Source organism: Clostridium sp. DFI.1.208, from assembly GCF_024463855.1.
Lineage (GTDB): Bacteria > Bacillota_I > Bacilli_A > Erysipelotrichales > Erysipelotrichaceae > Clostridium_AQ.
This window is the reverse complement of record NZ_JANGCA010000016.1, coordinates 25010-51856: the sequence shown is the minus strand read 5'-3', so window position 1 is coordinate 51856 and position 26847 is coordinate 25010. Positions and strand designations below refer to the sequence as shown.

General features: G+C 44.3%; 12 protein-coding genes. 7 read left to right on the top strand and 5 right to left on the bottom strand.

Going from position 1 to position 26847, the window contains the following annotated elements:
* Nucleotides 1–51: 51 nt before the first annotated feature.
* The 3 genes from NE665_RS10125 to NE665_RS10115 are packed head-to-tail and all read left to right on the top strand — an operon-like array spanning nt 52 to nt 4116.
* Nucleotides 52–1791, top strand: a complete 1740-nt coding sequence (locus NE665_RS10125; protein WP_117441824.1) for an ABC transporter ATP-binding protein/permease — start codon at nt 52–54, stop codon at nt 1789–1791.
* Entirely contained in the window at nt 1784–3439 is a 1656-nt protein-coding gene (locus NE665_RS10120; RefSeq protein ID WP_117441823.1) for an ABC transporter ATP-binding protein, read from the top strand. Before NE665_RS10125 ends, NE665_RS10120 begins: the two co-directional genes overlap by 8 nt.
* Nucleotides 3439–4116: a nitrous oxide-stimulated promoter family protein gene (locus NE665_RS10115; RefSeq protein ID WP_117441822.1), complete on the top strand. Its 678-nt coding sequence runs from the start codon at nt 3439–3441 to the stop codon at nt 4114–4116. Before NE665_RS10120 ends, NE665_RS10115 begins: the two co-directional genes overlap by 1 nt.
* A gap of 79 nt (nt 4117–4195) precedes the next feature.
* Here the strand turns inward: NE665_RS10115 and NE665_RS10110 are convergent, their stop codons facing one another.
* The 5 genes from NE665_RS10110 to NE665_RS10090 form a co-directional block, all read right to left on the bottom strand.
* The gene (locus tag NE665_RS10110) at nt 4196–4627 is read right to left on the bottom strand and encodes a YjdF family protein (protein WP_178760099.1); all 432 of its coding nucleotides are present in this window, start codon (nt 4625–4627) and stop codon (nt 4196–4198) included.
* Between the two features lie 440 nt (nt 4628–5067).
* The gene (locus NE665_RS10105) at nt 5068–5877 is read right to left on the bottom strand and encodes a C39 family peptidase (protein WP_117441820.1); all 810 of its coding nucleotides are present in this window, start codon (nt 5875–5877) and stop codon (nt 5068–5070) included.
* Nucleotides 5878–6203: 326 nt separating this feature from the next.
* Complete coding sequence (locus NE665_RS10100; protein ID WP_178760091.1) at nt 6204–6860, bottom strand: transporter; 657 nt, start codon at nt 6858–6860, stop codon at nt 6204–6206.
* 6 nt (nt 6861–6866) lie between these two features.
* The gene (locus NE665_RS10095; RefSeq protein ID WP_178760092.1) at nt 6867–8183 is read right to left on the bottom strand and encodes a M18 family aminopeptidase; all 1317 of its coding nucleotides are present in this window, start codon (nt 8181–8183) and stop codon (nt 6867–6869) included.
* Between the two features lie 289 nt (nt 8184–8472).
* Nucleotides 8473–9897, bottom strand: coding sequence for an amino acid permease (locus NE665_RS10090; protein ID WP_117441817.1), 1425 nt, complete (start codon nt 9895–9897; stop codon nt 8473–8475).
* A gap of 214 nt (nt 9898–10111) precedes the next feature.
* Between NE665_RS10090 and NE665_RS10085 the strand changes: the two genes are divergently transcribed.
* The 4 genes from NE665_RS10085 (at nt 10112) to NE665_RS10070 (ending at nt 26805) form a co-directional block, all read left to right on the top strand.
* Nucleotides 10112–10726: an L-threonylcarbamoyladenylate synthase gene (locus NE665_RS10085; RefSeq protein WP_178760093.1), complete on the top strand. Its 615-nt coding sequence runs from the start codon at nt 10112–10114 to the stop codon at nt 10724–10726.
* Nucleotides 10727–10910: 184 nt separating this feature from the next.
* On the top strand, nt 10911–12098 hold the full coding sequence (locus tag NE665_RS10080) for a BTAD domain-containing putative transcriptional regulator (RefSeq protein WP_117441815.1): 1188 nt from the start codon (nt 10911–10913) through the stop codon (nt 12096–12098).
* A gap of 421 nt (nt 12099–12519) precedes the next feature.
* Nucleotides 12520–24681: a SpaA isopeptide-forming pilin-related protein gene (locus tag NE665_RS10075; RefSeq protein WP_178760094.1), complete on the top strand. Its 12162-nt coding sequence runs from the start codon at nt 12520–12522 to the stop codon at nt 24679–24681.
* 240 nt (nt 24682–24921) lie between these two features.
* Nucleotides 24922–26805 carry a hypothetical protein gene (locus NE665_RS10070; RefSeq protein ID WP_147324000.1) on the top strand — a complete coding sequence of 628 codons (1884 nt, stop codon included), beginning with the start codon at nt 24922–24924 and terminating at the stop codon, nt 26803–26805.
* The last annotated feature ends 42 nt before the right edge of the window (nt 26806–26847 follow it).

The window sequence follows — 26847 nt, the reverse complement described above, 5'->3', positions numbered from 1 at the left end:
CCGTGGTAAACTTCTATCCGATAAGTTATCTCAAACTAACAAGGAGGCACTATGATTGATAAACGACTTTTAAAAGAGATGCCGGAGGCAAAACCATATATCCTGAAGCAGGTAGGTATGCAGTGGTTATCCCTGCTCTGCAATATCGTCTTCGTGATACTGCTGGCAAACGTACTTTCACACATATTCAACAAGACCATAGAACCACGGATTCTGCTTTTGACAGCATGCGGCGTACTTTTGTGCATTGCGGTTCGAGCAATCTGTGTTCAAAAAACGAGTATATTTTCCCATGAGGCCTCCTGTCATGTACGGGAGCACCTTCGCATGCGGCTTTTCGCAAAGCTGCTGGAAATGAAAAATGACTATACGAAGAGTGCAGTGACCAGTGAGCTGGTGCAGTTGAGTGTCGAAGGAATTGATCAGCTGGAGATTTACTTTGGCAGATATCTTCCCCAGTTTTTCTACAGTATGCTTGCACCGATAACGCTATTCCTGATTCTTGTATGGATGGACGTAAGAAGTGCACTCGTTCTTCTGCTTTGTGTACCGCTTATACCACTGTCTATCATAGCGGTACAGAAATTTGCAAAGAAGCTGTTATCTAAGTACTGGAGCAGCTATACGACACTGGGAGACAGCTTTTTAGAGAATTTGCAGGGGCTTACCACACTGAAAATTTATCAGGCGGATGAATGGAAGCAGCAGGAAATGAACAAGGAGGCGGAGAATTTTCGTAAAATCACAATGAAGGTTCTCACAATGCAGTTAAACTCTGTCAGTGTCATGGATCTGATTGCTTATGGCGGTGCGGCTCTGGGGAGTATTGTGGCCATCCTCGGATTTCAAAATGGAAATCTGTCATTATTTCAGGTTATCTGCATAGTCTTGCTTTCCTCGGAATTTTTTATACCGTTGCGTCTTCTGGGCTCCTTTTTCCATATTGCGATGAATGGTATTGCCGCGAGTGATAAAATTTTCCGTATTCTGGATCAGCCGCTGAATCATGCAGAGGGCATGCAGAGGGAAGCAAAAACAGGGGATATCCAGCTGCGTGATCTTAGCTTTTCCTATGATGAGCAACGCGTTATCCTAAAGCATGTATATATGCAGCTTAGACCTGGACAGTTCACTGCAATCGTTGGAGAAAGCGGCTCCGGTAAGAGTACGATTGCCAAGCTGATTGCCGGCATTGTCAAAGATTACCATGGACAGCTGCTGATTGCGGGAACGCAGCGGAGGGATATTGACGATGATGCCTTCTATCAATCCTTTCTATATGTCAGCCACCAACCATTTATTTTTAAGGGCAGTGTTCGCGAAAATCTGGCAATAGCAAAGGCTTCGCTGAGTGAAGCGGATATGCTGGAGGCACTGCGTAAGGTGGAGCTTCTTGATTTTGTCATGGAACAGGGCGGCCTGGATATGGAATTGCAGGAGCAGGGGAATAATTTATCCGGTGGACAGAAGCAGCGTTTATCCATTGCCCGGGCATTGCTGGCTCAGCGCGATGTTTATATTTTTGATGAGGCCGCAAGTAATATTGACGCAAAGAGTGAGGATGCCATTATATCGATCATTCATAAGCTGGCAGAAACGAAAACGGTAATCATGATCACGCATCGGCTGAAGAGCATTATAAACTGTGATCAGATCTATGTGATTGAACAGGGTACCTGTCAGGAGCATGGCAGACATGAGGAGCTGCTGCATTTGCAGGGAGCCTATGCAAAAATGTATGAGAAACAGCAGGAGCTGGAAGCTATGGAGGGAGATATACAGTATGGATAAAATAGGAAATATACGATTGATGGCACGAATGAGTCTGCTTGTGAAGCCGCTGGCTCCCTATATGCTGCTGGCGGTATTTCTCGGTGTTACGGGCTTTCTATGTGCGATATACATTCCGTATTTCAGTGCACTTCTCATTAGCCATATCGCTATACAGGCACCGGATTTTCCAGTGAGTGTGTTCTTTGTAATCATGCTTGTACTGGCACTTCTACGAGGGATTTTGCATTATGGTGAGCAGGCCTGCAATCATTATATTGCATTCAAGCTGCTTGCCATTCTTCGAGATAAGGTATTCCTTGTTTTGCGACGCCTTGCACCGGCAAAGCTGGAGGGACAGGATAAGGGAAATCTGATTTATCTGATTACCAGTGATATAGAAGCGCTGGAGGTGTTTTATGCCCATACGATTTCCCCTGTCTTAATTGCTGTATTCACATCTGCCATACTTCTGATACAGTTTGCGAACATGCATACGCTGTTCTTTATGATTGCACTGCTTGGATATGTGTCCTGCGGAGTACTGCTTCCACTTCTTATCACAAAGCTGGGTAAGCAGGAGGGCTGTCAGTCCCGTGAGGGATTTGGAAGCTTGAGCAGCTATGTATTGGAATCGCTTCGTGGAATGCAGGATATATTACAATACCGTATCGGAAACCGTCGTATGGAGGAAATGCAGAAAAAAAGTGAAGCACTTCATGATACAGCAAAGCGTCTGAAGCTGCATGAAGGTACCTCTGCGATTCTTGGAAATGCGGTGGTTACGCTATTCACCCTGCTTATGCTGCTATGCGGCAGCCTGCTGTATCTGCAGGGAAGGGTAAGCTTTACAACGGTATTGATGAGTACCGTGCTGATGGTATCCAGCTTCGGACCACTTCTTGCTCTTGCCAGTCTTTCCAATAATCTTCTGATTACCATGGCGAGTGCAAGACGTGTATTGCAGCTGCTGGATGAAAAAGAAGAGGTTGAGGAAATCAGCGGGAAAGAGCCGGCATACAGCGGGGATATAAAAGTGAAGGATTTGAGCTTCTCCTATGAGCAGGAAGAGGTGCTGCGTAAGGTACAGGCAAGCTTCAAAAAGGGCCAGATTACAGGTATTCATGGGAAGAGCGGTTCTGGAAAATCAACCCTGCTGAAGCTGCTTATGCGATTCTGGAATGCGCCGCAGGGCAGTATTTCCATCAATGGTGTCAGTCTGGAGGAAATCAATACCTGTGATTTGCGTAACATGCAGAGTCTGGTTACACAGGAAACAGTTTTATTTCACGATACCATCTTCAACAATATACGAATCGCGAAGCTGGACGCATCTGTTAATGAGATTGAAGAGGCCTGCCGCAAAGCGGGAATTCACGATTTTATTATGTCATTGCCAAAGGAGTATGCAACACTGGTGGAAGAGCTCGGTGATTCCCTTTCCGGAGGGGAGAAGCAAAGAATCGCACTCGCAAGAGCATTCCTGCATGATTCCGACTGTATCCTTTTGGATGAACCGACCAGTAATCTGGATGCATTGAATGAAGCTGTTATCCTGAAAAGTATTCAGGCACAGAAGGATAAAACGATTCTTCTGGTATCCCATCGTCCTACGACTATGCGCATTGCGGATACAGTGCTTTCTGTGGAATCCGGGAGAGTTAGCTGATGGATGCCACAGCCAAACGGAAAAAGGAAAAGCTTGTCATTGAGGAAATGATATCCCTGTATTGCCGAAAGCAGCATCATGGACAGGGACTTTGCAAGGAATGCGAGGAGCTTCGCAGCTACGCACATCAGCGTATTGACAGCTGTCCATTTATGGAAAGCAAGACCTTCTGCAGCAGCTGCAGGGTACATTGTTATCAAAAGGAACAGCGTGAACAGATTCGCAGCGTCATGCGCTTTAGCGGCTGGAGGATGCTCCTGCATCGACCGCTCATGGTGATACAGCATATATGGCTGTCACGAAAGGAGACATATATGAAACCTATTTATTTTATCATTGGTGTTTTATCTATGATACTGGGGGCAGCGGGTGTTGTGCTTCCTGTTTTACCTACAACACCGTTTCTGCTTCTCTCTGCCTGGTGTTTTGCGAAAAGCTCACGGCGCTTTCATTGCTGGTTCATTTCGACACAGCTGTACAAAAATCATCTGGATTCCTTCGTACAGCATCGTTCCATGACACGGAAAACCAAGGCTTCTCTACTGACTTTTGCCAGTTTGATGCTGCTTGCTGCTATGTATTTTATGAACAATCTATGGCTACGTTTGTTTTTGTTTGCACTCATGCTCTTTAAATACTACTATTTTCTCTTTCGGATCAAAACGATTCATCAGTAGTCCATAGGCAAACACACGCAGCTTTCATATAAAAGGGTATGCGCAGGCATACCCTTTGTACAGCTGGTAACGTATAATGTCAATGACCCTTATGCTTTGCCTTTTTCTTCATCTGTCTAAGACGAAACGCTTCCTTCTGTTCTTCTCTGTCTGCCTTTCGCCTATCAGCCTTTTGCTCTGCACGCTCCTGTTGCTGCTGTTTTTTTGCCAGCTGTGATTTTGTACAGGATAGCCTTACATCCAGTGCTTTACGAGCCTCGCGCTGTATGCGCTTGGGATTTCGATGATGCACCTTTTGCTGCACGCTTTCCACAGGTTTTTGAAAGTTGATGGAATACCAGAAGCTCTTCAGCCATGCATATACCAACTGCTCACTGGGCTCACTGCCAAATACGATGCGTTTCCAATACAGCAGCTGATTTTCCCGGTATTCAAATAAACCAATCCAAAAAGGGTCTTCAAAGAAGACAGTAAAGCTAAGCGAGTCTGATTCATAATGCTTCCTCCTTATATACTATATAAGGAAACGGACAACCAAGGAGGCAGGTTACTGACAATTCTCATTGCGTCTGGACTACCAACCAGACCGTGTTTTTATTCCCATATTATACTAACAGGGCTGCATGCAATCGTCAATAAGATGCTCAATAGAAGTATGTGAGAAAGCATGATATCCTGCTCTTATCAGAGGACAAGGAGAAAACGAAAAAAGAAGCAAATTCCTATGATAGTTCTTTCTTACTTTAGGGTTGTTGCCTTTAGGATAGATGTAAAAAAAGATTTCATTACTATTGAAGAATACAATAGCTTTTGAAATCTTTTATTTCATTTGTCCAAGTAAGATCCCCTATGATAGGAAGCTTCGTTTCCTTTGACCATTTTTCGCGCCTCAATTCCAAGGCAGCGCCAGGGCATGCTGCTTTGATTTTAATTGATAAATTTTGCCATAGTTTACCATATGTAGGCAGGCTCCTCATTTACCAGCATGGCATGTACAAGCTCCTCGGCAGAAAATATCTTTAATCCCTTGTATACATCATCCTGAACAGGCGGATATGGATCTATGATATAGTAGGAGGTTATCGTTTCATCATTCTTTGCATAACCGATTACCAGCACCATATGATTGGCATGTGCAAGTGCAGGATAAAGCGCATGCAGATCAACTGCGGCGAATACAGGGTAACCGTCTTTAATGTTTTGTTCACAGCGGCGTGAAAATATCTCGGATACTTCCTGTGTGTGATCTGTAGGTGCTATTGTCTGTACATGATAGCCTGCTTCATCCGCTGATGGCATGCTTGCATCAGGAAACAGGTAGCTGTTCAAAACCCTTGCCATATCCACATACTCCGTACCGGTTACAGGATCTGTATGGAGCTGCTGTGCAAGGGAGTGCTGCGTGCATTCTATAGCGTGATAGCGAAGCGTCATCTGTATACAGGCAGGAACGCAGTAATACGAGGTTTCCTGTACGCTTTGAATTATGCGCAGCTTTTTTTGTTGCGGCTTTGATGATGCAGTACCATGGCTTTGTTCCGCTGGCTTGCTTTCTCTATCAGTCTGTACGGATGGTGCTTCCTCCTGCCTGTCTGTAGCCGCAGCTTCATCACCAGAATACATGGAATGCACAATTATTCCCCGGGAAAAAGCTCCTGTTGCCGAAATCAGCTTATAGTCTGTCTGTAAACTGCTGTATGCAGACAGAAAAACAATGGAGATCAATACTAGGATAAGGATAATGCTGCAGGCTCGTTTCATAGGGGGTTACCTTCTTTCATTTACTATACGAGTCAGTAGCTGTATATATTTCAAAATATCACACAAAAAGAAATACTTTACAAATTTTAAAATTCCATGAATTTTCTTTCATACAAGAGAAGGGGCATGACAGCTTTATTCCAATGGAGTCGAAATCCGGATGGAAGTATTTGATACAGGATGCGGTATATACAGCTGTTTTTACATCGAATCCCCTTTGTGTATCACGACTCCAGCATACGCATACATACTTCAAAGAACCATTTCTGCTTGGATAACAATAACAAAAAAGCTCCCAGCGTATTGCTGAGGGCTTTTCATGTCTGCTATATCACCGCTTCAAATTGCGGCTTGATCTTCCGTTTCATAATGAAGAAGGAAATCACCAGAAGAAGATAGGTGATATCAAAATTAGCATATGCGGCAGGTGTCACTATTTTTATAAATACACAGGCGACGATTGCGATGATGTCCATTCGCATATAGAAGCTGCCGAACTGATAGCGTTTTACAATTCTTTTGCGTATCAGAAAGTTTTTCATTGCAATACCACCTGCAATACAGGCAACGATGACATCAACCAGATAATTCACTATAAATTTCTGATCCATCAGATTTTTAAAGAAGAACAGCACAATACAGAGGGAGAATACATACCAGATACTGCTGATTTGCATTTTCTCATAATCCTGATTGCGAATTTTCCGCTTCATATCCTTATACACATTACCGCGGGAAAGCTTTGCCGTATATTCTTTCAAATCCTTCGGGATTACCAGCGTAGCCTTTTTTCTGTTCTTCATTCCCTCCAGACACTGATTGAGTGCGGTATTGACAATGATGTTGATATCCGCATCGGATTTATTGCTGTGCAGTACATAGTCATAGAAACGCATAAATTCCTTATGATAATCCTCATCCAGCTTTTTCATCAGATACAGATTGTCAATATGAATTTTTTTCTGACTGCTTTGACCTTTCATGGAGCTCTATGCGACCTCAATCGTTTCGCTGTCGGTAATATGAAGATTGGTGTTATAGAAGGTTGTGAGTGCACGAATCATATACTCACTGTCTTTGATACCTGCTGTTTCATAGGAGGAGTGCATGGCAAGCTGAGCCAATCCGATATCCACGGTGTGCATGGATACCTTTTGGCTGGAGAGATTTCCAAGTGTGCTGCCTCCTGCTGCATCACTTCTATTTGCGAAATGCTGAACAGGTACTCCTGCTGTTTCACAGATACCCGCAAAGACTGCCGAGCTGATTGCATCGGTTGTATATTTCTGGTTGGCGCTGAATTTCACAACGATCCCCTTATTCATATAGGTGCAGTTCGTATCATCTGTTTTTTCCGGATGATTCGGATGTACAGCATGTGCGTTGTCACAGGAAACCATGAAGCTCTTCGCAACAGCGCGGTAATAATCCTCCTTTGTGTAGCCAAGGTTGTCATTGATTCTCTGCAGTACATCATACAGGAAGGTTGAGCAGGCACCCTGCTTGGTACCGGAGCCAACCTCCTCGTTGTCAAAGCATGCAAATACATTGACTGCCTGTTCATTTGTCCCCTGCAGCATCGCCTTCAGAGATGTGAATGCACATTGCAGATCGTCCAGCTTTGGTGAGGAAATGAATTCTTCCTTCATGCCCCAGATGCTTGGAGCCATGCGGTTTACCAAATACAGATCAGTTCCGAAGATGTCCTCTTTTGCACAGCCCAGCTCATCAGCAAGCAGCTGTGCATAATCGCTTTCACTGCATTCTCCGGCTGAGAACAGCGGCAGCATATCCACCTGATTGTTATATTTCATACCGTTATTTACATCACGATTCATATGAATGGCAACGTTTGGAATCAGCAGAAGGTCACGATCGAAGCTTACGAGCCTGCTGGTGAAGGTGTTGCCTTCCTTTACAAGGACACGCCCTGCCAAAGAAAGCGGCCGATCCATCCATGTTGCACACAGCATACCGCCATAGCCTTCCGTATTCAGCTGCAGATAGCCGCCTTTTCCCTTCAGAACTGCTTCTTCCTTTACCTTGAAGGTAGGAGAATCAGAATGGGATGAAGTAACCTGAAAGTGATAATCCGTTAGACTGCTTCCAATGTGAAAGGCGATCAGACTGGAGCCGTTTCTAGTTGTGAAGTATTTTCCGCCCTTTTCCAGCGTCCAGACTTCACATTCCCGTAATTCCGTATAGCCCTCTTCCAGCAGCATACCTTTCATGGTATGCACTGCATGAAAGCAGCTTGGACTTTTCTGAATGAAGCTTCCTAATTCTTTTGCAATATCTTTATACATAATTGATTTATCCTCCTGTAATCTACACGTACAGTATAGCATGGTATGCTTACGGGGTAAACATGCCCTCCGGCATACCATGTCGATTGAACAGGGTAATTCCTGTTTGGGGAATTCTACCCAAAGAGCAGCGTTTTCTTTACCTGATTTCGTGGACCTGTTGTTTATCTTTGATTTGCCACAATCCGCTGAAAGGTGGCACAGCTTATAAACACGGATATTAAAAAGCAAATGTTGTACAATGACTTAATAGTAAGAAAGACAAGACCGGCTGATCTTGTCTTAAGGTTTATGCCTTTTCGTTTCTTTTGATAACCGGCAGGATCATACCAAGCGCTGTCAGTACGATAGGCGTAATGACGTTTAATGCTGTGGTGAACATATCCCCCGGTGTATACATACCGAAGATACAGCAGAAAGCAGTCAAAGCAAAGCACCAGATACCAAAGGTCATAGCGACTCCCTGATTCTTTACAAACCGGTATTCCGGCTGGAATTTGTTTCGTGCAGTCCGCAGCGCGATGTAGGCGGCAAATACCCATAGATAACGCATCGGCATGGTTACAGAATTCAGCTTGTTCAGCTGTGCAAGTACGCTGGCAGCACCAGGTACGAAGGACTGTATCAGAATAATGCTTCCGGACAGGATGACAACCATCCAGATACCGTTGATATAAGCACCGTATTTGTTTTTCTTGAGCAGCCCGGATGGGATAAACTCTCTGGCTTCCTCGTTGTCCAGCAGCATACGCAGTGGAGCATCGATACTTAATACCAGTGTTGAGAACTGACCGATCATGTTGCACAATGCATAGATGATCAGCAGTGCATCTCCCATGTGATAGTATCCGCCCAGCTTCTGGAATGCCCAGTAGGAACCGTTGGATACATAGGAATTAAAGGATTCCGTCGTTCCGTTGATAACGGAAGGATCAAACATCATACCCATTGCAATCGTACCCAGAATAGCACATACAACAACCATGATTGCCAGTGTGATCATACCCTTTGGGAAGCCCTTGCTTGGATTTTCCACCTTGTTTACATAAGGGGAAATCTTTTCACAGCCACCGACGGCAAATACCAGAATGGACAGCGATGTGAAATACTGCAGATTAAACTGCGGGAAGATGTTATCCCAGCTGAAATCCGGAGTGACAAAGCCGCCGTTTGGATTGATAACCGGTGCGGCAAACATCATAATGATGTAGAGTATGGACATGATGAACATACTGCTTCCGGCAACCGTCGCCAGCTTCTTCAGCGGATTCAGACCGCGGCTTGCGACCCAGCAGAAGAACAGGAAGACTGCCAGTGTACCCAACTGCACATAAATGGTCGGGAATGTGTCATAAGTTTCCGCATTGCGGAACACAGCCCAGCTCAGTGCTTTTAGTCCACCGCTTCCTTTGCTTGCGATGTACGTAATGTGACATGCCCAGTAGGTCCACCCGGCATAGTAGGCGAATTTCGGACCAATTGTCTCATTGATCCAGGAGCTGACTCCACCACCGGAGTCTTTGAATGCGGATCCCAGCTCTCCGACCATCAATGCATAAGGCACGAAGTACAGAGCAAACATCAGAATCCAGCTGAATATAACCTGAATACCGTTGAAGTATACGAAGCCGTTCAATACATTTCCAAAACCCCATACGGTAGAAAATGCCATAAACGCAAGGTTATACCAGACTATTTTCTTTGAACTTTCCATTTTTACCCTCCTTAGAATATAAATGTCGAGCCTAGCTATCATACCATAGGTAGTCCATAAACTCCACGATTTTTCAACATTTTGTTTGCAAAATATACTACAATTTCCATATTTTGTTTATGATTCTCCATCAACTTTCCATCATTTTCTATCCACTGTGTTTTTTGTGGAAATTCTGTGCTACAATGCTGATAATGGAAAGGAAATGATGAACATGAAAACCAGACGGTTTGAGAAAAAGGATGTAAAGGAAGTCGCAGAGCTGCTGAAAAGCGGAAAGGTTGTGGCGTTTCCTACAGATACGGTATTTGGACTGGGTGTCATCTATGAAAACGAGGAAGCCCTGCGTGCATTGAAGGAAAGCAAGGGACGTCCGGAAAACAAGCCCATTCCGACTATGGTTGCGGATGTGGAACAGATGAAGCGTATTGCGCTTATGCGTGCGGATGCCGTTGCTTTGGCGGATGCTTTTATGCCGGGAGCATTTACGATGATTTTGCGAAAGCAGGATACGCTGCCGGATTATGTGACAAACGGTTTTCCTACCGTGGGAATCCGGATGCCGGACGATCCGTTTGTACTGCATCTGATTAAGGAATGCGGAAAGCCGCTTCTGGTAACGAGTGCAAATCGTTCCGGAGAGGAAACCGGAGTACGAGATGAGCAGGTGCTGGCGCAGCTGGATGGTAGAATTGATGCCATCGTTTTGGGAGAGGCGAAGGGCAAGCTGGCAAGCACGATCGTAGATATGAGCGACGAAGAACCGCGCATTGTCCGTGAAGGTCCAATCTCTGCGGATGATATCAAAAAGGTGTTACATAACGCATAAGGGAGGGCTTTTGTTCAATTTCATATAGTTATATTGTCAAGATAAATGCAGGAAAATCAGAAAAATTGAAATTCACAGTCCGTTAATGGCTTTGTTTTTCTATGATTTCTGATTTTTTTTAGCCCTCTTTTCATGAGATGGATTTGTGATAAAATGAAATCATAGAAAGCAACGAGGACATCCTATGAGAAAGAAAAATATATTAAAAATTCATCTGCTGGGTGAATTTTATATGGAAAACAAAAATTATCGGTTTCCACAGGAAACAAAGAAAAGCACACAGCTGATTCTTCTGATCGCCTATCTGATTATGTATCGGCATACGGTGGTATCGAAGGAGAAGCTGATAAAAATTTTGTGGAAGGAGGATGAATCAGATAAGCCCGAGGGAGCTTTGCGTAATCTTGTTTACCGCGCAAGAAAGGAACTGCAGAAGTTTTATCCGGATAATCCCGAGCTATCCTTCATTCTGTCAAAAGGCAATACCTATGCATGGAATGCTGAAATCCCCTGTGAGATTGACGTAGTGCAGATGGATGAGCTGTGCAGGAAAATCGAAGAGGAGGAAGCACCGGAAGCCTCTTATCAGTATTGCAAGGAGCTGCTCAGTAATTATATGGAAGATTTCATGTTTGAATTTCATACACAGAACTGGGTAGAGCTGCAGAAAACCTACTATGACAACAATCTGATGCGAGCAACCAACCGCAGCTGCAAGCTGTTGATGGATAAGGAATATTATGATGAAGTGATCAAGCTGTGCGATATTCTGGGCTTTAAGCACTATGCGAATAACCATATCCATGAATATAAGCTGGAGGCATATCGGCAGACGCATCAATACTCACTGGCGTTGTCGTATTATCACAAGGTTATCGATATGTATTATGGTAGGCTTGGAATCGAGGTAACGCCGCTGTGCAGAGAAATTTATACGGAAGTTGTGCAGTGCATTGCTAGCAATCCGGTCGATGTGCATGAGCTGGAACAGCAGCTGAAGGAAAATGTCAGAAATGAAGGCACCTTCTATTGTGACTTTGATGTATTCAAAAACATATACCAGATGAATCTGCGTTCCGCAAGACGATCCTCGCGTTCCCGTTATCTGGTGCTGTTGACCATGCAGCAGCCGGAGGGACTGAAGGAAGAGGCTCAGCAAAGAGAATCCGATATCCTTCGCGATGTTATCACGACGGAGCTGAGAAAAAACGATGTATTCACAAAATGCAGTCCGTTTCAGTATTCCCTGATTATTGCGACAACCTCGATTGAGGGCTGTGATAAGGCGATCAGCCGTATTCTGGACAGATTCCAACAGAAGAAGACGATTCCGGAATCAAAGCTGGTGTACGAATATAAGCATATAAATTAAATTGTTACATGAGCTGGCATATACCGGCTCTTTTTTTATGTACGCAAGAGAGTGCGATCATCGCGTCTGTGTACAGATGCTGGAAGGAAACAAATCTATGGGAATGATAAAATCTATCATATTGATACAATATGTAGGATGATACAGCCGCAGGCTGTGGCATTTTTTAATGGCGATGAAGGATTTATATATATTTTCTAGGCAATCACTTCATAATTTGCCTATGGATAAGGGAATTTTCGCTTTTGCATGAAATTCTTCTTTTCTTATACTAAATAGAATAAGTCATAAGAAATAACCTGTAAAAAAAGAAAATAAGTATTTATCTAACCAATTTATTACCATATGGGTGTATGATAGATTTATAAAATATTATAAAATTTTTCATATAGTTATAAATTATAAAGGAGAGGGAGAAAAAATGAAGAAATACAGATTAAAAAAGAACGTGAAAATGGTTCTCTATAAAGCGGGGATTGTATTGGTATGTCTGCTTCTGCTGCTGAATGTTTCAGACCTTTCCAGACTGGAGGGGATTTTTGCGGCGGATTCCAATATCAGCTTTCAGGCGGTATTGTTAAAAGCAATTGATGGAGCTGGTACTGATAACATCGAAGTACAAAGTGGGGAAGCCTTTTATGTGAAAAGCAGCTATACCATCAACTCGCTTGGTGGCGGACAAGAAAATGTGTATACGGCGGGAACACTGGCCTTACAGATTCCGGAAAAAGCTGTATTTGACGAAGCAGCAACGCGTGAGCTCATGCAGACACGTCCTTCCATTTTTACAGATTTTGTGTATAATCCAACAAACCATCTGATCACCTTTACCACGAATGGTGATTTTAACAGTGGTATGAGTGGTTCCTTATACATGGTTTTTCATTATTCAAACATGACTACAGAAAATGATTATCATGGGATTTTTCGCAATATTCAGTTTACTGCATCTACATCCGGCGGTGCGATCAATCCTATTCAGATGGGGGATTTGACAGTTGTAAATAAGGCATCGCAGACATGGGATATTCAGAAGGGAATTGAGCAGCAGAACGGTCAGGATTATATATATGATAAAACAAAAGGGACCTATCGTCTGAAATACAAGCTGCAGGTAAATCCCGGCGGTAATGCAGATCGCTATGGTCGTTTGGAATGTACGACGTTTCAGCTGACAGACAAGCTTCCTGCACCGTTTACCTCGGAAATTACAAATGGTATTGCACAGGGGTATCCATCGGGCGGAGGTGCCAGCTCGATACGTATCATAGCAAATGAAAATGAGGATATACAGCGGGAGCTGAAGGAAGGGGCAGACTATACTCTGACAAAGGCGGCAGATGGAACAATCGCTGAAATTCATATACAGGCGTCTGCCATGAATACAAGCGCCGGAAATACCATTGATGCCGGAACGATGGTGGGAACAACCTTCCAGGTATATGCAGATTATGATTATAGTGCATATGAAATTCCATTTAATGAAAGGGACATCAACGGATATCTTTTAAACAATCAGCTGCAGCTGACCTATCAGCCGTTAATGGAGGCAGAGCAAACCATAAAAGCAGAGGCGTCTGCCGTTCTGGGCTGGCGGGATGAAAATCCGGGTGTTTTTAATCTAAACATTCAAAAGCAGATCAGGATCGGCGTTGATGCGCTGCTGTCCGGTTCCGGTGTTGAAGAAACCAGAAATTTCGATGAACGTCTTCAGGAGCAGCTGCTTGCGGCTGACGATAGAATCGAATTTCATCTATATAAGGATAAAAGCACAACCGTTTTGGCAAAGGATAAGGACGGAAATACCGTACAGCCGGTAATTCTGCGAAAGGATCAGCCTGTAAAGGATGGCTTGTTCAGCTTCGATCATCTGCTTGCAGGAACATACTATCTGAAGGAAACGATGAACTTTCAAGGATTTCAGGAGCCATCTGTCAAAAAAATCGTAATCGCAAAGGATGGAGGTATTCATGTTGATGGGAAACCTGTAGAAGCCAATGCTCCGGTTACCATTGTGAATACTGCGGATGAGAAGGGCTTTGGCTATGTGGCTTTTTGGAAAAAGGGTACCACGGCGATATCAAAGGATGCAAAGCAGTATTTGCAGAATATTACATTTCAGTTGATTTCCGAGACAGATTCTACAAAAACCTATACTGCGGTGTCTGATGCGCACGGGCTGGTTTTATTTCAGGGTATACCAGCAGGAAAATACAGCTTAAAGGAGATTGACCGCGGGGATGGAGAATTTGAATCACCTTCCAATGACTGGAAGGTTACTGTGACAGGCAATCAGGTGAATTACCCTGTTAAAGCGAATAATGAAGCGCTGAATAAAGATGAAAATCAAAAGCCGTATATTGAAAATATTTCACAAAAGGGCGGCTTGAAAATCATCAAGGTAGATAAAAAGGATAAGGAAAAGAAGCTTACAGGTGCTGAATTCATGGCATACGGTCCCTATGATACGAAAGCTGCCGCAGAGGCCGCAGATACAAAGGGACAAAAGGGAATCGCTATTACCAGTGAGTTTACAGATGGGAATACCTATTATGCATTAGCAAAGGGCTGGTATGCGTTTGTAGAAACAAAGGCGCCAAACGGCTATGCTGTAGCCGATGGAAGATTTGTTTCCGAGATTCAGGCAAATCAAATCAACAGCTTACAAATAGAAAATGAAAAAATGATTACCCTGACTGTTGCGAAAACAGGGCAGCTGTCTGCGGATAAGCCGCAGCCGAGTGAACCGCTGAGCGGAGCACAGTTCCGCGTGTATACGGATAAGGAATGCACGCAGGCAGCACAGGACTATACGAATCCTGAGGAGCCTAAGGATGCTGTTTTGACAACCTATTTATCCGGAGGGAAGTCAACGTCAAATGCAGTCATGCTGAGAAAGGGCATCTCATATTGGATCAAAGAAACAAAGGCGCCGCAGGGCTATGAGATGGATAAGAATGTCAGACTGCTCCGCGAGCTGCTGGACACGGATAAATATGAATTCATCTATGAGGCAAAGAATATAGCAACCAGTCTGGGTCTGCTAAAAATTATCAAGCAGGATGCGTCTGACAGTGCGGTAAAGCTGGAAGGGGTAGAATTTGAAATCTACGATGAAGCAGGCAATAAAGTTGATACAGTTCGCACCAATTCGGAGGGTATTGCGGAATCTGTATTTTTAAATGACGGCAGGTATAAAATCAAGGAGATATCACAGCCGGAAGGCTATTCCAAAACAGCAAAGGGAAAGCTTTTCATGGGGCTGGATGCGCAGGGGAAGGCGAAAACAGAGGGAACGGGAATTGAGGTCAAAAAGAATGCTGTTTCTGAGGTCATCATCGAGAATGAACCACTTGTAGCGTATACGATAAAAAAGACGGATGATAAGAGCAATCCTTTAGCGGGAGTCAGCTTTAAGCTGTATCCGACGAAGCAGGATGCAGAAAACGATACCAATGGGAAAACGTATACAACGGCTGCTTCCGGAGAACTTCGATTTGAAAAGCTGGAGCCGCAGACGGAATATTTTTACAGGGAGACAAAAACAGCATCCGATGACTATATTCTGGATGATGCGATAAAATCATTTACTTCTCCGGGCAAGGGTACTGCATATAAACAGCAGGAGGAGCCTCCGCTTATTCTAAATGAAAAGTATGGGGATTTCAGAATAACAAAAAAGCTGCAGAAATTTAATTCAGAAGAGGTATCAGAAACGCTGAGCGGTATTAAATTTAAGTATTTTCCAAAGCTTACAGAGGATGTTACGCAAGATTTGTACTGGGCAACCTCTAATTTTACACTGCGAACAGCAGAAACCGGCAGTGATGGCACCTTTACCTCAGAAAAGTTGAAGCCGGGTACGTACTGGTTGGTAGAGGAAGAGGATGAGCGATATGAAAAAGCAGATCCTATCACGATAACGGTAGTCTCCGGCACGACAGTTGAACAGGAGGTCATCAATAAAACTAGCCTTGGAATGCTGAAAATTAAAAAAGTCAGCTCCATGAAATTAAATAATAAGGAGGTTGTCATCACAGGCGGTGCCAGATTTGAAATTTATAAATATGTAGAAGGCTATACATATGCGGATTATCGCAAGAATAAACCGATTGAGGCCTTTGATATAAAAGAAAAGGACGGTATTCATGCAGTCACTCTGAAGCCTGACACATACGCTGTATTGGAGGTCACACCAATCGGTACCAATATGGAATATTATACACCGGATCTCAATACGGTATATAAGGTAGAGGTAAGCGCAAACAGGTTAAATAATAGTCTGGTAAGTACACCGGTTGAAAATACGCCCAAGGGCCGTTTCTATCTGAAAAAAGAAGAAATCTGGGGATACGGCACTGCTGCGGAACGAAGACTGAATCAGGTTATGACCTTCGGTATATACAGGGATGCAGAATGTAAGGATGAAGTCACAGCCATGACAAGCTCTACTGCTGGCGCAATCCTTTCCCCTCATCTTGATGCTGGAACTTATTATGTAAAAGAAAAATTAACAGCCGCACAGAAAGAAATATACGGAGAACCGCAGGCCAAGTTGGTACATGTGAAGGCAGGTCAGAATCACATGAAGGGGTATGCCGTCAACAATACAGAGATAGGTGGTAAAAAGGCCAATCCGCTATCCTTTGAGAACATCCCGAAGAAAAGCAAAATGCTGATCAAAAAGGTTGATCGGGAAACAAAAGCGCCTTTAAACAAGGCGAAGTTCAGCGTCTTTCAGGAAGTAGATAAGAATACCAAGGGCGTACAGAAGTTTGTTATCAACGGGGTAACTCATTATTTTAAAAAGGTCAGTACCGTGAATTCTATTACAGGTACCGCTGATGTAACCAATGATGGAAACAATGATAACGGCTATGCCTTTACAGAATATTTCAATCCGGATGGCGTGTATTATCTGCGGGAATGGCAGGCACCTGCCGGATATCAAAGAGAGCAGGAATGGATCGGTCCCATCACATTGGAAAAAGGTGAGCTGAAGGAAATTACGGTTGAAAACTTTAAGCCACAGGGAGCGCTCGGAAGTAAGGTGAATCAGAAGCAGGAGCTGATTAAGGAAAAGGGAATACAGATTGCTCTATTACAGGATGAAAAAAAGGCGGAGACGCTGAAGAATAATCTGTTAGCCAATCCGGCAGCTGTACTGAAAAAGCTTGAAAATCAGAATAACTGGGACTCTATGGGTGTTCTTCAAATAGCGTCCACCAATGATAACGGGTATTTTGTGTTTAAAAATCTGAATATAGAAAAAACCTATTATGCCCTTGAGGTGAAGACACTAGACGCCTATGAACGAGATCCGAATGTGCATACGGTTACTGTGAGGGAGGTCAATGGTGCCTATCAGCTTTATGAAGAGGATGAAGAATTCCAGCTGATGAACAGAGAACGCGGGCAGCTGCTTGTTCAAAAGATTGTCACGCTGTCGGGTGTGAGCCTTCCACTGGATGATGTAACCTTTGATATCTATAAAGCAAAGGATCAGCATGCGGATTCCAGAGATTTAACAACTGAGGGCAATGCGATGCATTATGTGACAGGCACCTATCAGTCAGGAAACAATGGAGCATTCCTTACCGATTGGTTAACACCGGGCTGGTATATCGTAAAAGAGGTTGCTGTTCCTGAGGGAATTGAGCAGCCGGGTACAGATAAGGTCTGGAGAATTGAGGTGAAGGAGGGAGAAATCAACAAGGAGCTGTACGATACGCCGATTGAGAATATAGCGCATTATGGAAAGTTTTATTTCCAAAAGGTAAAGGATACAGACACGAAGACACTGCTGCATGCTGTCTTCCGACTGGAACGCTATGATGATCAAACAAAGGAATTCAAAACGTACACGGATAAAGTGGAATTTGATAAAGCTGTTGGTGTTTATGAATCCGATTACCTGCCGGCTGGCACCTATCGTCTGATTGAAACCGAAGTTGAAGACGGCTATAGTCTGGCGACAGCCCCGGTAGAATTTAAGATTGAAGCAAACAAGATTACCGGTATGAAGGACGGTGTTATTCAGCCACTGGATGCCTACAGCAATCAGCCGATTCTGATAAAAAACAGGGAGAAGGGCTCCCTGAATATACGCAAGGTGGGCATTTTAATCGAAGGTGAAAGCCCATCGGAATTAAACGGAATCACGTTCAGACTGTATCGTAACCTAACGAACGATCCATCCAGGGATATCCGTGATGAGAATTTTGTAGCCGAGGCTGTTTCTGCATCCGGTCATATAAAAATACAGAATCTTGATGCCGGCTCCTACTGGCTCAAGGAAACAGAAGTAAATGCAGCAAATAAAGAGCTTGGTTATGTGGAGGGAAAGCTTGCAGAGGTACAAATTGAACCGGGTAAAGAGACGGTAACCCTGAAGGATGGATCAGATTTTATCAATGCATCTACATACGGAAAGCTGAAAATCAAAAAAACGGATGCGTATTCCAAAGAAGGCTTAAAGCATGCTGTTTTTGATGTCTATGCGAACAAGGAATGCACGGGAGAGCCTGTGGACACTATTACGACAGGCGCTGCGGGAACTTCTTATACGAAGATGCTTCCTGCCGGCTCATATTGGCTGCGGGAGAAGGAAAGTCCGAACGGTTATCTGCTGTCAAATGCGGTGTATGGGCCTTATGAAATCAACAGTCAGCAGATTACCGATGGTGGAGAAATTGATAATAAGCCATTGCAGAGTGTCCGCATCAAAAAAATAGATGCAGCTACACGGGAAGCTGTTCCTGAAAAATACATGAAGCCTGCGATGTTCGTAATCTATTTATCAGAAGAGGACGCCAAAGCTGAAGAGAATGAAATACAAAGGGTATCCGGCGATGAAGAATTGTTATTTACCAATCTGCTTCCTGATCAGACCTACTGGATAAAGGAGCTGACACCGCCAGATGGCTATACAAAGCGGAAAGAGCCTGTGTCTGTTACTACAGGGAGTGCTAACGGGGATGCTGCTGTATTGGAAAAGGAAATTGAAAACAGCGCACAGGGAAGTATTTTGATTGAAAAGAACGCGCAATGGATGCTCAATGCTGATGATAGCAGAAAGCTGCCGCTTTCCAAGGTTACCTTTACGCTGACGAAAGCCGACGATCCTGAATTCTCCATGCAGAAGGAAACGGATTCGGACGGCTTCGCAGAATTTCGAGGTTTGGAACAGGGGATATATACACTGACAGAGACTGTTCCGGAGGGCTTTAGTGAAGACGGTGTAACGACTACCTGGAGCTTAGAGGTTACAGCAGGAAAGCAAAACAAGGAGCTGACCGGAGAAAAAGCCATCATCAATAATCCAATTCAGGGAAAATTCACCTTTCAAAAAACGACCATCAATGAAAAACACATCGCAAATGTAAAGGAAGCACAGTTTACCTTGGAGAAACGCACCGCTGACGAAACATGGCAGGTAGTGTCGGGTTATGAGGCCTTCCATGTGGATGATTCTGCAGGCAGCTTTGAAAGTGGAATGCTAGCGGCCGGAAGCTATCGACTATCTGAAAAGCAGGCACCATCCGGCTTTGCTGTCATGAAGCCGATTGAATTTACAATCCAGTCAAGCCAGATAACTGAGGTAGTTAGTGCAAAGAGATCAACGGTGGAAAACGAAGCACTCGGTAATGTGAAAATAATAAAATACAGTGATTCCTATCTGTATGATGAAGCCGGTACGAAATATCCGATGCAGGGGGTAGCATTCACACTAAAGGGTAATGAGGTATTCCAAACGGTGAGAAGTGATGCAAATGGTGTCTGCGAATGGAAGAACCTTGTTCCGGGAGAATATACCATTGAAGAAACGAAAATGGAGGGATATGAACAACTGGAGCAGATGCACGTAACGGTTGCAGCCGGACAGAGTGAAATAAAAACCTATTATCCACAGGAAACGGATCAGGGTGAAATCTACAATACAGCAACGCATGGACGCCTTGTGATACACAAAACGGATGAAGCGGGCAAGCCACTGCAGGGGGCCGAGTTCCAGATATTTAAGACGGATGGAACACCGATAACAACCACACCGCTGCTCAGCGATGAGAACGGATATGCTATCAGCGAGCTTCTGGAGGCTGATGAAAAAGGTACCACATACATCGTGGAGGAAACAAAGGCTCCTGTGGGTTATACACTGGATGATCGCTATTATCCATTAAAAAAGAAGGTTGTGGTGAAACCACTGCAAAGCAGTGATATTATTTTAGAAAATCAAAAAGCGGATGCCAAGGCCTCCAATTATGTCCCCTTCCTCAACAAGCCACAGAGCTTTTATGAAGATTTTCAGATATCCGTCGCAAAACAGATTCAACAGGCAGATACCACATTTACAGATGCAGAAATACCGGAGTCGCAAACCAGCCCTTTGCTTGGGAATGATCAGAATGCAGTATTTCGGATCAATGGCTATGCAGAAGGTACAAATGAAATTGATGCAGAGCGTGTGACTGTTTCAGATACAGAGCTATATCTGTATTATATGAATAATGGAAGGTATGAAAAGGAAACCGCCGCAGCGAATGATTATACCATCGATCGTGTTACGGTATATCCCGCCTATGCAGGCGATATCCCGCAGGATTCGGATCCGGTTCATGCAGTTCTGGAATATCAGACCTTCGGCAGCAGCACATGGACAACATACGAGGACAGCAAAGCCGCATTGAAAAATCTTCAAAAGGCTTCTTCAACAGGAGTCACTATGGATGTCTCAAGCCTGCAGGCCGTCCATTTCCGTATCGTATATCAGGGAACGAAAAAGAAGTTTCATGCAGGTGGTATAGAATTCTCTGTGACCTTTCAAGATCGAAGTGCGATTGCAGCATCCGACGTGCATGAAATTCGTAAGGCAGGAAATCGGGCGGATGTCGAATATCTTTACAACATAAAAAATGAAAGTGCCACGATACAAGGGAAAACGGATCATAAAACAAGCAATGAGGTTGCAATCTACTTCCCACTGTGTCAGAATATTGCGCCCAAAGCAGGTCTGCAAATTAAAACGGATAACGGAACCTCCTTTGCTCCCGGAGATATTGTATATTATACGATTACAGCGGAGAACAGAAGCGGCGGTCTGAATCCTGCAAATCTGGAAAAGCCGATCATCAGCTTTGACCTGCCACAGGGAACCTCCTTCGTAAATGATTATAAAAACATGGGGAGAAATCTGCTGGTTTTATATGGTGCCGAGGATGATGCACAAATCATAGAGCCGGATGAAATGGAGGTTATCATAACGGAAGATGTACCGGTGAAGGAAATCAATGATGCCGGTGAGCTGGTCGATACCGGAAAGACAACGACCAAGGTAACCATCAAGCTGAAGGATTTGGCTATTGATACATCCAATAAGCTGTATGTCAAATTTGCAGCACAGATATCGCAGTCACCGTCGGTAAGCGGACTGCTGGCACCGAGCTATCTTACATCAGGCGCATCGCTGCCTCTATCCGCAGAAAATCCTTATGGAAACGCAGTTGAATTTGATGTTTCCAGCGGAGGAGATGTCGTTGAAGACAAAGCTCTGGATAATACGCTTGGAAAACCGGCAGGTGGAAAGAAGTATGCGTATTCCGGTGTGGATGTACGTGTAAAGGCCAGCAACAATCTGAATGTATATAAGGAAGTAAAAGGACAGTACGATAAGACCTATCTGAGCAGTGCCAACACAGGCTCCACGGCTCCGGGCGGCAGTATTTCCTATACTATCGTGCTTCAAAACGGTGCTTCGGACCAGCGCATAAAGAAAGCACGCGTGGTGGATATCCTGCCGTTTAAGGGAGATACGCTTGTTACGCGAACCAATACTGGCGGTAAGGCTACAGAGCGCGGCAGTGAGCTTGCTAAGCGGCCGATTCTGAAGGATGTTTCAGTTTCAGCTATGGATGGCAGTGCGGTAACACAGCCGTATACAATATACTATTGTGTGAGCACAGGTGTATCGGAGGAAGCTTTGACAGCCGAGTGGACAAAGAGCGAACGGGAGAGAACAGATCGTGAATACGAGCTTCCTATGCTGTACGACAGCTGGGAGGATAGTGTCTGGGAAAACGGCGCACATCACTGGCAGACGGATGCTCCTGCCGATATGCGTACGGTTACTGCAGTAGCTGTGGAATTTGATACAGAAAACCAGCCTCTTGGCAGCTACGAGGGCTTCCGGGTTCATATCGAAATGCAGGCACCGTCATATTCTACAGATGAGCTGGCAGCGATGCAGGATAAGCTGATCAAAAATTCAGCGATGGGAGCGGTACAGCGATTTGGTACGGATGGTAAATCCATTGATTTATCCGATACCGTGGAAAACGATCCTGTCAAGGTGAAGCTGATACTGGCAAAGGGCAGTATCGGAGATTATGCATTCTTTGATCGCAACAAGGATGGTATTCAGGACAGCGGGGATATTCCCGTTACCGGCTTACAGGTAACGCTGCATACGTATAAAACCTATCGAAATGAGAGGGGCGAGCTGATAAAAACAGAGCTTGACCAAAAGCAGACGCAGACCAATCAGCTGGGATATTACCGATTCGACAATCTTGATTGCAATGAACAAATTGCCGGCACTGCCGATGCGGATGATCCAAACAGCTATGTAGGCAATGCGATTTACAGCTATCGTGTTGAATTTGCGACACCGCAGGATGAATCCCGATATGCATATGAACCGACCATTCGCTTTGCCGTAAGTGATAATACAAGCGATTCAAATATTACGCAGGAAAAGAAAAATCAAAAGACAATCAACATCAGTGACGAGATTCGGCTTGCGACGCAGCACACAAGCGATGGCAGCATCAGCGGTGAGGACAATATGACGATAGATGCAGGCTTTATCGCCTTGGGAGCTGTCGGAGATACGGTTTGGATCGATAAAAACAGAAACGGTATTCAGGATAGTGATGAGCCAGGGGTATCCGATGTAACTGTACGCCTGTACCGGGTGGATGATGCAGGACATAGTGGAGCTGCCATAATGGAAACAAAAACCGATCATACTGGAAGCTATCTGTTTAGCGGTTTGCGTGCAGGAAGTTATGTTGTTGAATTTGATATTTCAAAAACCAACTCCTATGGCTACACGTCTTACACGTTTACTACGCCGTATGTACTTCAGGACGCATCCAGTGACATAGATTCCAATGCCAGACTATACGGCGTAAGTAAAACACTGGCACGCAGTGATGTGTTCACACTGAACGATCATGCTGTCGATCTCAGCATTGATGCCGGCTTGACGTACTATAGTGCACTCAGCGGATATTGCTTTGAGGACAGGAATTATAATAATATTCAGGATATAGGAATTGCCCTGCCGTCTACGATTGTTGAGCTGTATCAAATCGATGAGAGTGGTAAGCGGAAGCAGGATCCATTGCGAACAGCTACAATTGGAAAGGATGGCACCTATTTCTTTGACCATTTGGAGGAGGGCTATTATCAGGTGAAATTCCACTTCCCGAATGGCTTTGAAGCGGTGGAAGCGCATCAGGGAAATGAAGAAATTGACAGTGATGTTTCCGATGAGCTGGATGAGCTTCGCCAATATGGGTATACACCGGTATTCTACATAGCACCAAATAGCCTGGAGGAGCACTGGGATGCCGGAGCGGTACGATATGGAAGTATTGGTGATTATGTATGGCAGGATTTGAATAAAAACGGTGTACAGGAGAACGGTGAACCACCGGTATCCGGTGTTCCTGTGTATTTGCAGATACGCCATCAGGGCGAAAGCACCTGGAGCTTTTATGCGGCTGCGGAAACGAATGCACATGGAAGGTATGTGTTTGAGGGATTGCAGGGCAGTGCCTACACCGGCATTGAATATCGTGTGGTATTTGATCTCCCTTACGACACCAAGCTGACAACACCGTTAGCTGCAGCGGATATTCGTAAGGATTCCAATGCCCTTGCAAGGTACATGAACGGCTGGGGCTTTCCGACAGACAGCATTCAGCTGGGCTATGGTCAACATGATATGACCTGGGATGCCGGTATCATACAGACCTCCGGAAGTGTTGGAGATTATGTCTGGTTCGATGAAAATAAAAACGGCATACAGGATGAAGAGGCTACCGGCATTGCCGGTATACGCGTCATACTTGAGCGCAATGACAGTGAGGAGCTGAACGATCAGGCATGGGAATATGTTGGAGAAACAACGACCAATCATGCCGGTTATTATCGCTTTGATGATCTGCATGCCGGCTATTATCGCTTGAAATTTTACTTAAAGGGCTATGCGGTAACACTGCCGCTCACAGGAGATGATGCCGCTTTGGATTCTGATGGATATGATAAGAAGCAGGACTGGTATCTGACAAGACCGTTCTACCTAGAGGATGGCGGGTTTGACATGACCTGGGATTGCGGTGTGTACAACACAGATGGAAGTGCCGCATTCACAAGGCCAATGATTTCCCAAACAATAAACGGGCCTGTACAAACCGCAGATACAACAAAGCGCCAATCGCCACTGGTAGCAGGGCTGTCCCTTGTAGCACTGCTGGTGCTGGGAAGAAAGCTGCACAGGCTTAAAAAAGAAATATAAAAGAGAGAAAGGAACAACAGCAGATGCATCTCCTGTGGAATGATCGCTAGAGGCACTGCAGTTCCTTTTCCTTCAATAAAAACATCGCAACGGCTCCCCTATTGTACAAATTTGGTTAGAAGCCGAAAAGAAAAGGTCACAAAAAAATAAAAATACTTTCGGAAATTATTACCTGTGTGACCACTCTGTGACGATAAAAGCTTATGATATAGGTGTAAGATGAAAAGCGAGGCGTTGGATATGTTAAAAGCATTGAAAAAAATTATAACTATAGCAGCATGCTTCCTAATGGTGATGGGAACATCCTCACGGATTCATGCCGAGGATGCACAGAGCTATGCCGCAAGAAGCGTGCAGGTGACTACGGACATATCACAAAGCTATGATATAAGAACCTTCTACATTCAGAATCTGACATCCAATACACTGGAAAATGTTCATTGCTACGATGCAAACAATTCTGTAGATCAGACAATCACCCTTCAGCCAAATGCAAGTGTTGCATTGAACGTCTATGTTGGCTCTGCAAAAAGCACAAGCTTGTATACGGAATATAACAGTGAAATGAACGTTATTGCCAGCAACGATGCATACTACATGCCGGTTAGCTATATCGCAGATGGAACTGTTGTGCAAAGCTCCACGGTCGTGAACCGTTTATCAACAGGCGCTACCTGCTCTGCACCGAAAACAGTTGTAAATCCAAATAATCCAAGTGCCAAATATCAGATCAGCGGCTCGAATTACAAGCAGGTATCCTTTGGAACACCGTCTGTAGAATTTACATACAGCCGTGTGGCAAGAAATCCTTATACATCCACGATTAGCTATGTTGATCAGGATGGAAACGGTATTGGAAGAGATTCCTTTACCGTAACAGAGGCAAACGGCGGTTCCTTTACGCCGCAGGCTTCTCTTACCGGAGCGAACGGAAGAAGCTATCAGCTGATGAGCGGACAGAAAGCCGTATCCCAGAGCTATGAAGACGGAGCAAGAAATTACACCTTCCGTTATCAACTTCAGGAAAACGTAGCGGCGAGACCTTACTTTATTACCGTACGCTATGTCAGTGACGGAGCGCTGCTGAATGCAAATACATATACCGTCACAAATGGAAAAACCGTAAAGGTCTCCACACCGGCAACCTATACTACACCGGACGGTATGGAATATAAGAGAAAAAGCGGGGAGGATGCAGTGATTTCCCATAGCTTTGAGCAGGGTATGAAAACCTATACCGTAGCATATGAAAAAAACGTGACAAACAGTAATCAGCCCTACAGTATTCGTGTGAATTATGTGGATCTGTTAAGTGGAAGAACGATTTCCAGTAAGAGTGTTGATGTAGCTGTAAACAAAACAGTATCCGTAAATGTTGATTCCAGTATCCAGGATGGGGATACAACGTATATACTGGCAAGCAATCAGGCAAAAGCAATTTCTCATAAGTTTGGAAATGCACAGAGAACTTACAATATGTATTATACAGAAAAGGGAAAAGAAGTGGAAAGCTATGATGTATCTGTCGTTTACTTCGATATCACGAACAACCGTGTTCTTTCTGCCAGAACCGTAAAGGCTGAGCTTGGAAAAGATGCTGTAATAGCTGCACCGGAAACTGTAAAGGATGCAGGCAAGTCCTACAAGATGCTGAATGGTCAGGATAAAGAAACGAAGCATTCCTTCTATTCTTCCAGAAGAAGATATATCTATTTCTATCGTGATGTAGAAGATACAGCAAACGAAGGTACTGTTGTAACACCAAATACCAATGGTAATACAGTTGTGACACCAAATGGAAATAATACCGTATTGACTGTAACACCAAACGGTGACTTGACAGTTCAGACACCAAACGGAAATGAAATCCTGAACGAAGACAATAATCTGGTACAGGAAGAAAACAACACAACTCCACAGGGTGACGGAAAAAAGGATAAGGAAGACGTAAAAGGCACAGAGGATGTTGAGGATAATAAAACAGCATTAGGTGGTAAAGACAAGGCATCTGCAGACTATACCGCATGGTATATCGGCACAGGCTGTGCGGTAGCTGCACTCTTTGGATTGGTATTCTTCTTCATGAAAAAGAAAAATAACAAGAAGAGCAATGAAAATGCATAAATCTGAACAGACAGACTAGGAATCTGTCTGTTTTTTCATTAT

Bases quoted from the DNA above. Each gene is read 5' to 3' on its own strand.
- NE665_RS10125 (WP_117441824.1), top strand. From the start codon at position 52: ATGATTGATAAACGACTTTTAAAAGAGATGCCGGAGGCAAAACCATAT.
- NE665_RS10120 (WP_117441823.1), top strand. From the start codon at position 1,784: ATGGATAAAATAGGAAATATACGATTGATGGCACGAATGAGTCTGCTT.
- NE665_RS10115 (WP_117441822.1), top strand. From the start codon at position 3,439: ATGGATGCCACAGCCAAACGGAAAAAGGAAAAGCTTGTCATTGAGGAA.
- NE665_RS10105 (WP_117441820.1), bottom strand. From the start codon at position 5,877: ATGAAACGAGCCTGCAGCATTATCCTTATCCTAGTATTGATCTCCATT.
- NE665_RS10100 (WP_178760091.1), bottom strand. From the start codon at position 6,860: ATGAAAGGTCAAAGCAGTCAGAAAAAAATTCATATTGACAATCTGTAT.
- NE665_RS10095 (WP_178760092.1), bottom strand. From the start codon at position 8,183: ATGTATAAAGATATTGCAAAAGAATTAGGAAGCTTCATTCAGAAAAGT.
- NE665_RS10090 (WP_117441817.1), bottom strand. From the start codon at position 9,897: ATGGAAAGTTCAAAGAAAATAGTCTGGTATAACCTTGCGTTTATGGCA.
- NE665_RS10085 (WP_178760093.1), top strand. From the start codon at position 10,112: ATGAAAACCAGACGGTTTGAGAAAAAGGATGTAAAGGAAGTCGCAGAG.
- NE665_RS10080 (WP_117441815.1), top strand. From the start codon at position 10,911: ATGAGAAAGAAAAATATATTAAAAATTCATCTGCTGGGTGAATTTTAT.
- NE665_RS10075 (WP_178760094.1), top strand. From the start codon at position 12,520: ATGAAGAAATACAGATTAAAAAAGAACGTGAAAATGGTTCTCTATAAA.
- NE665_RS10070 (WP_147324000.1), top strand. From the start codon at position 24,922: ATGTTAAAAGCATTGAAAAAAATTATAACTATAGCAGCATGCTTCCTA.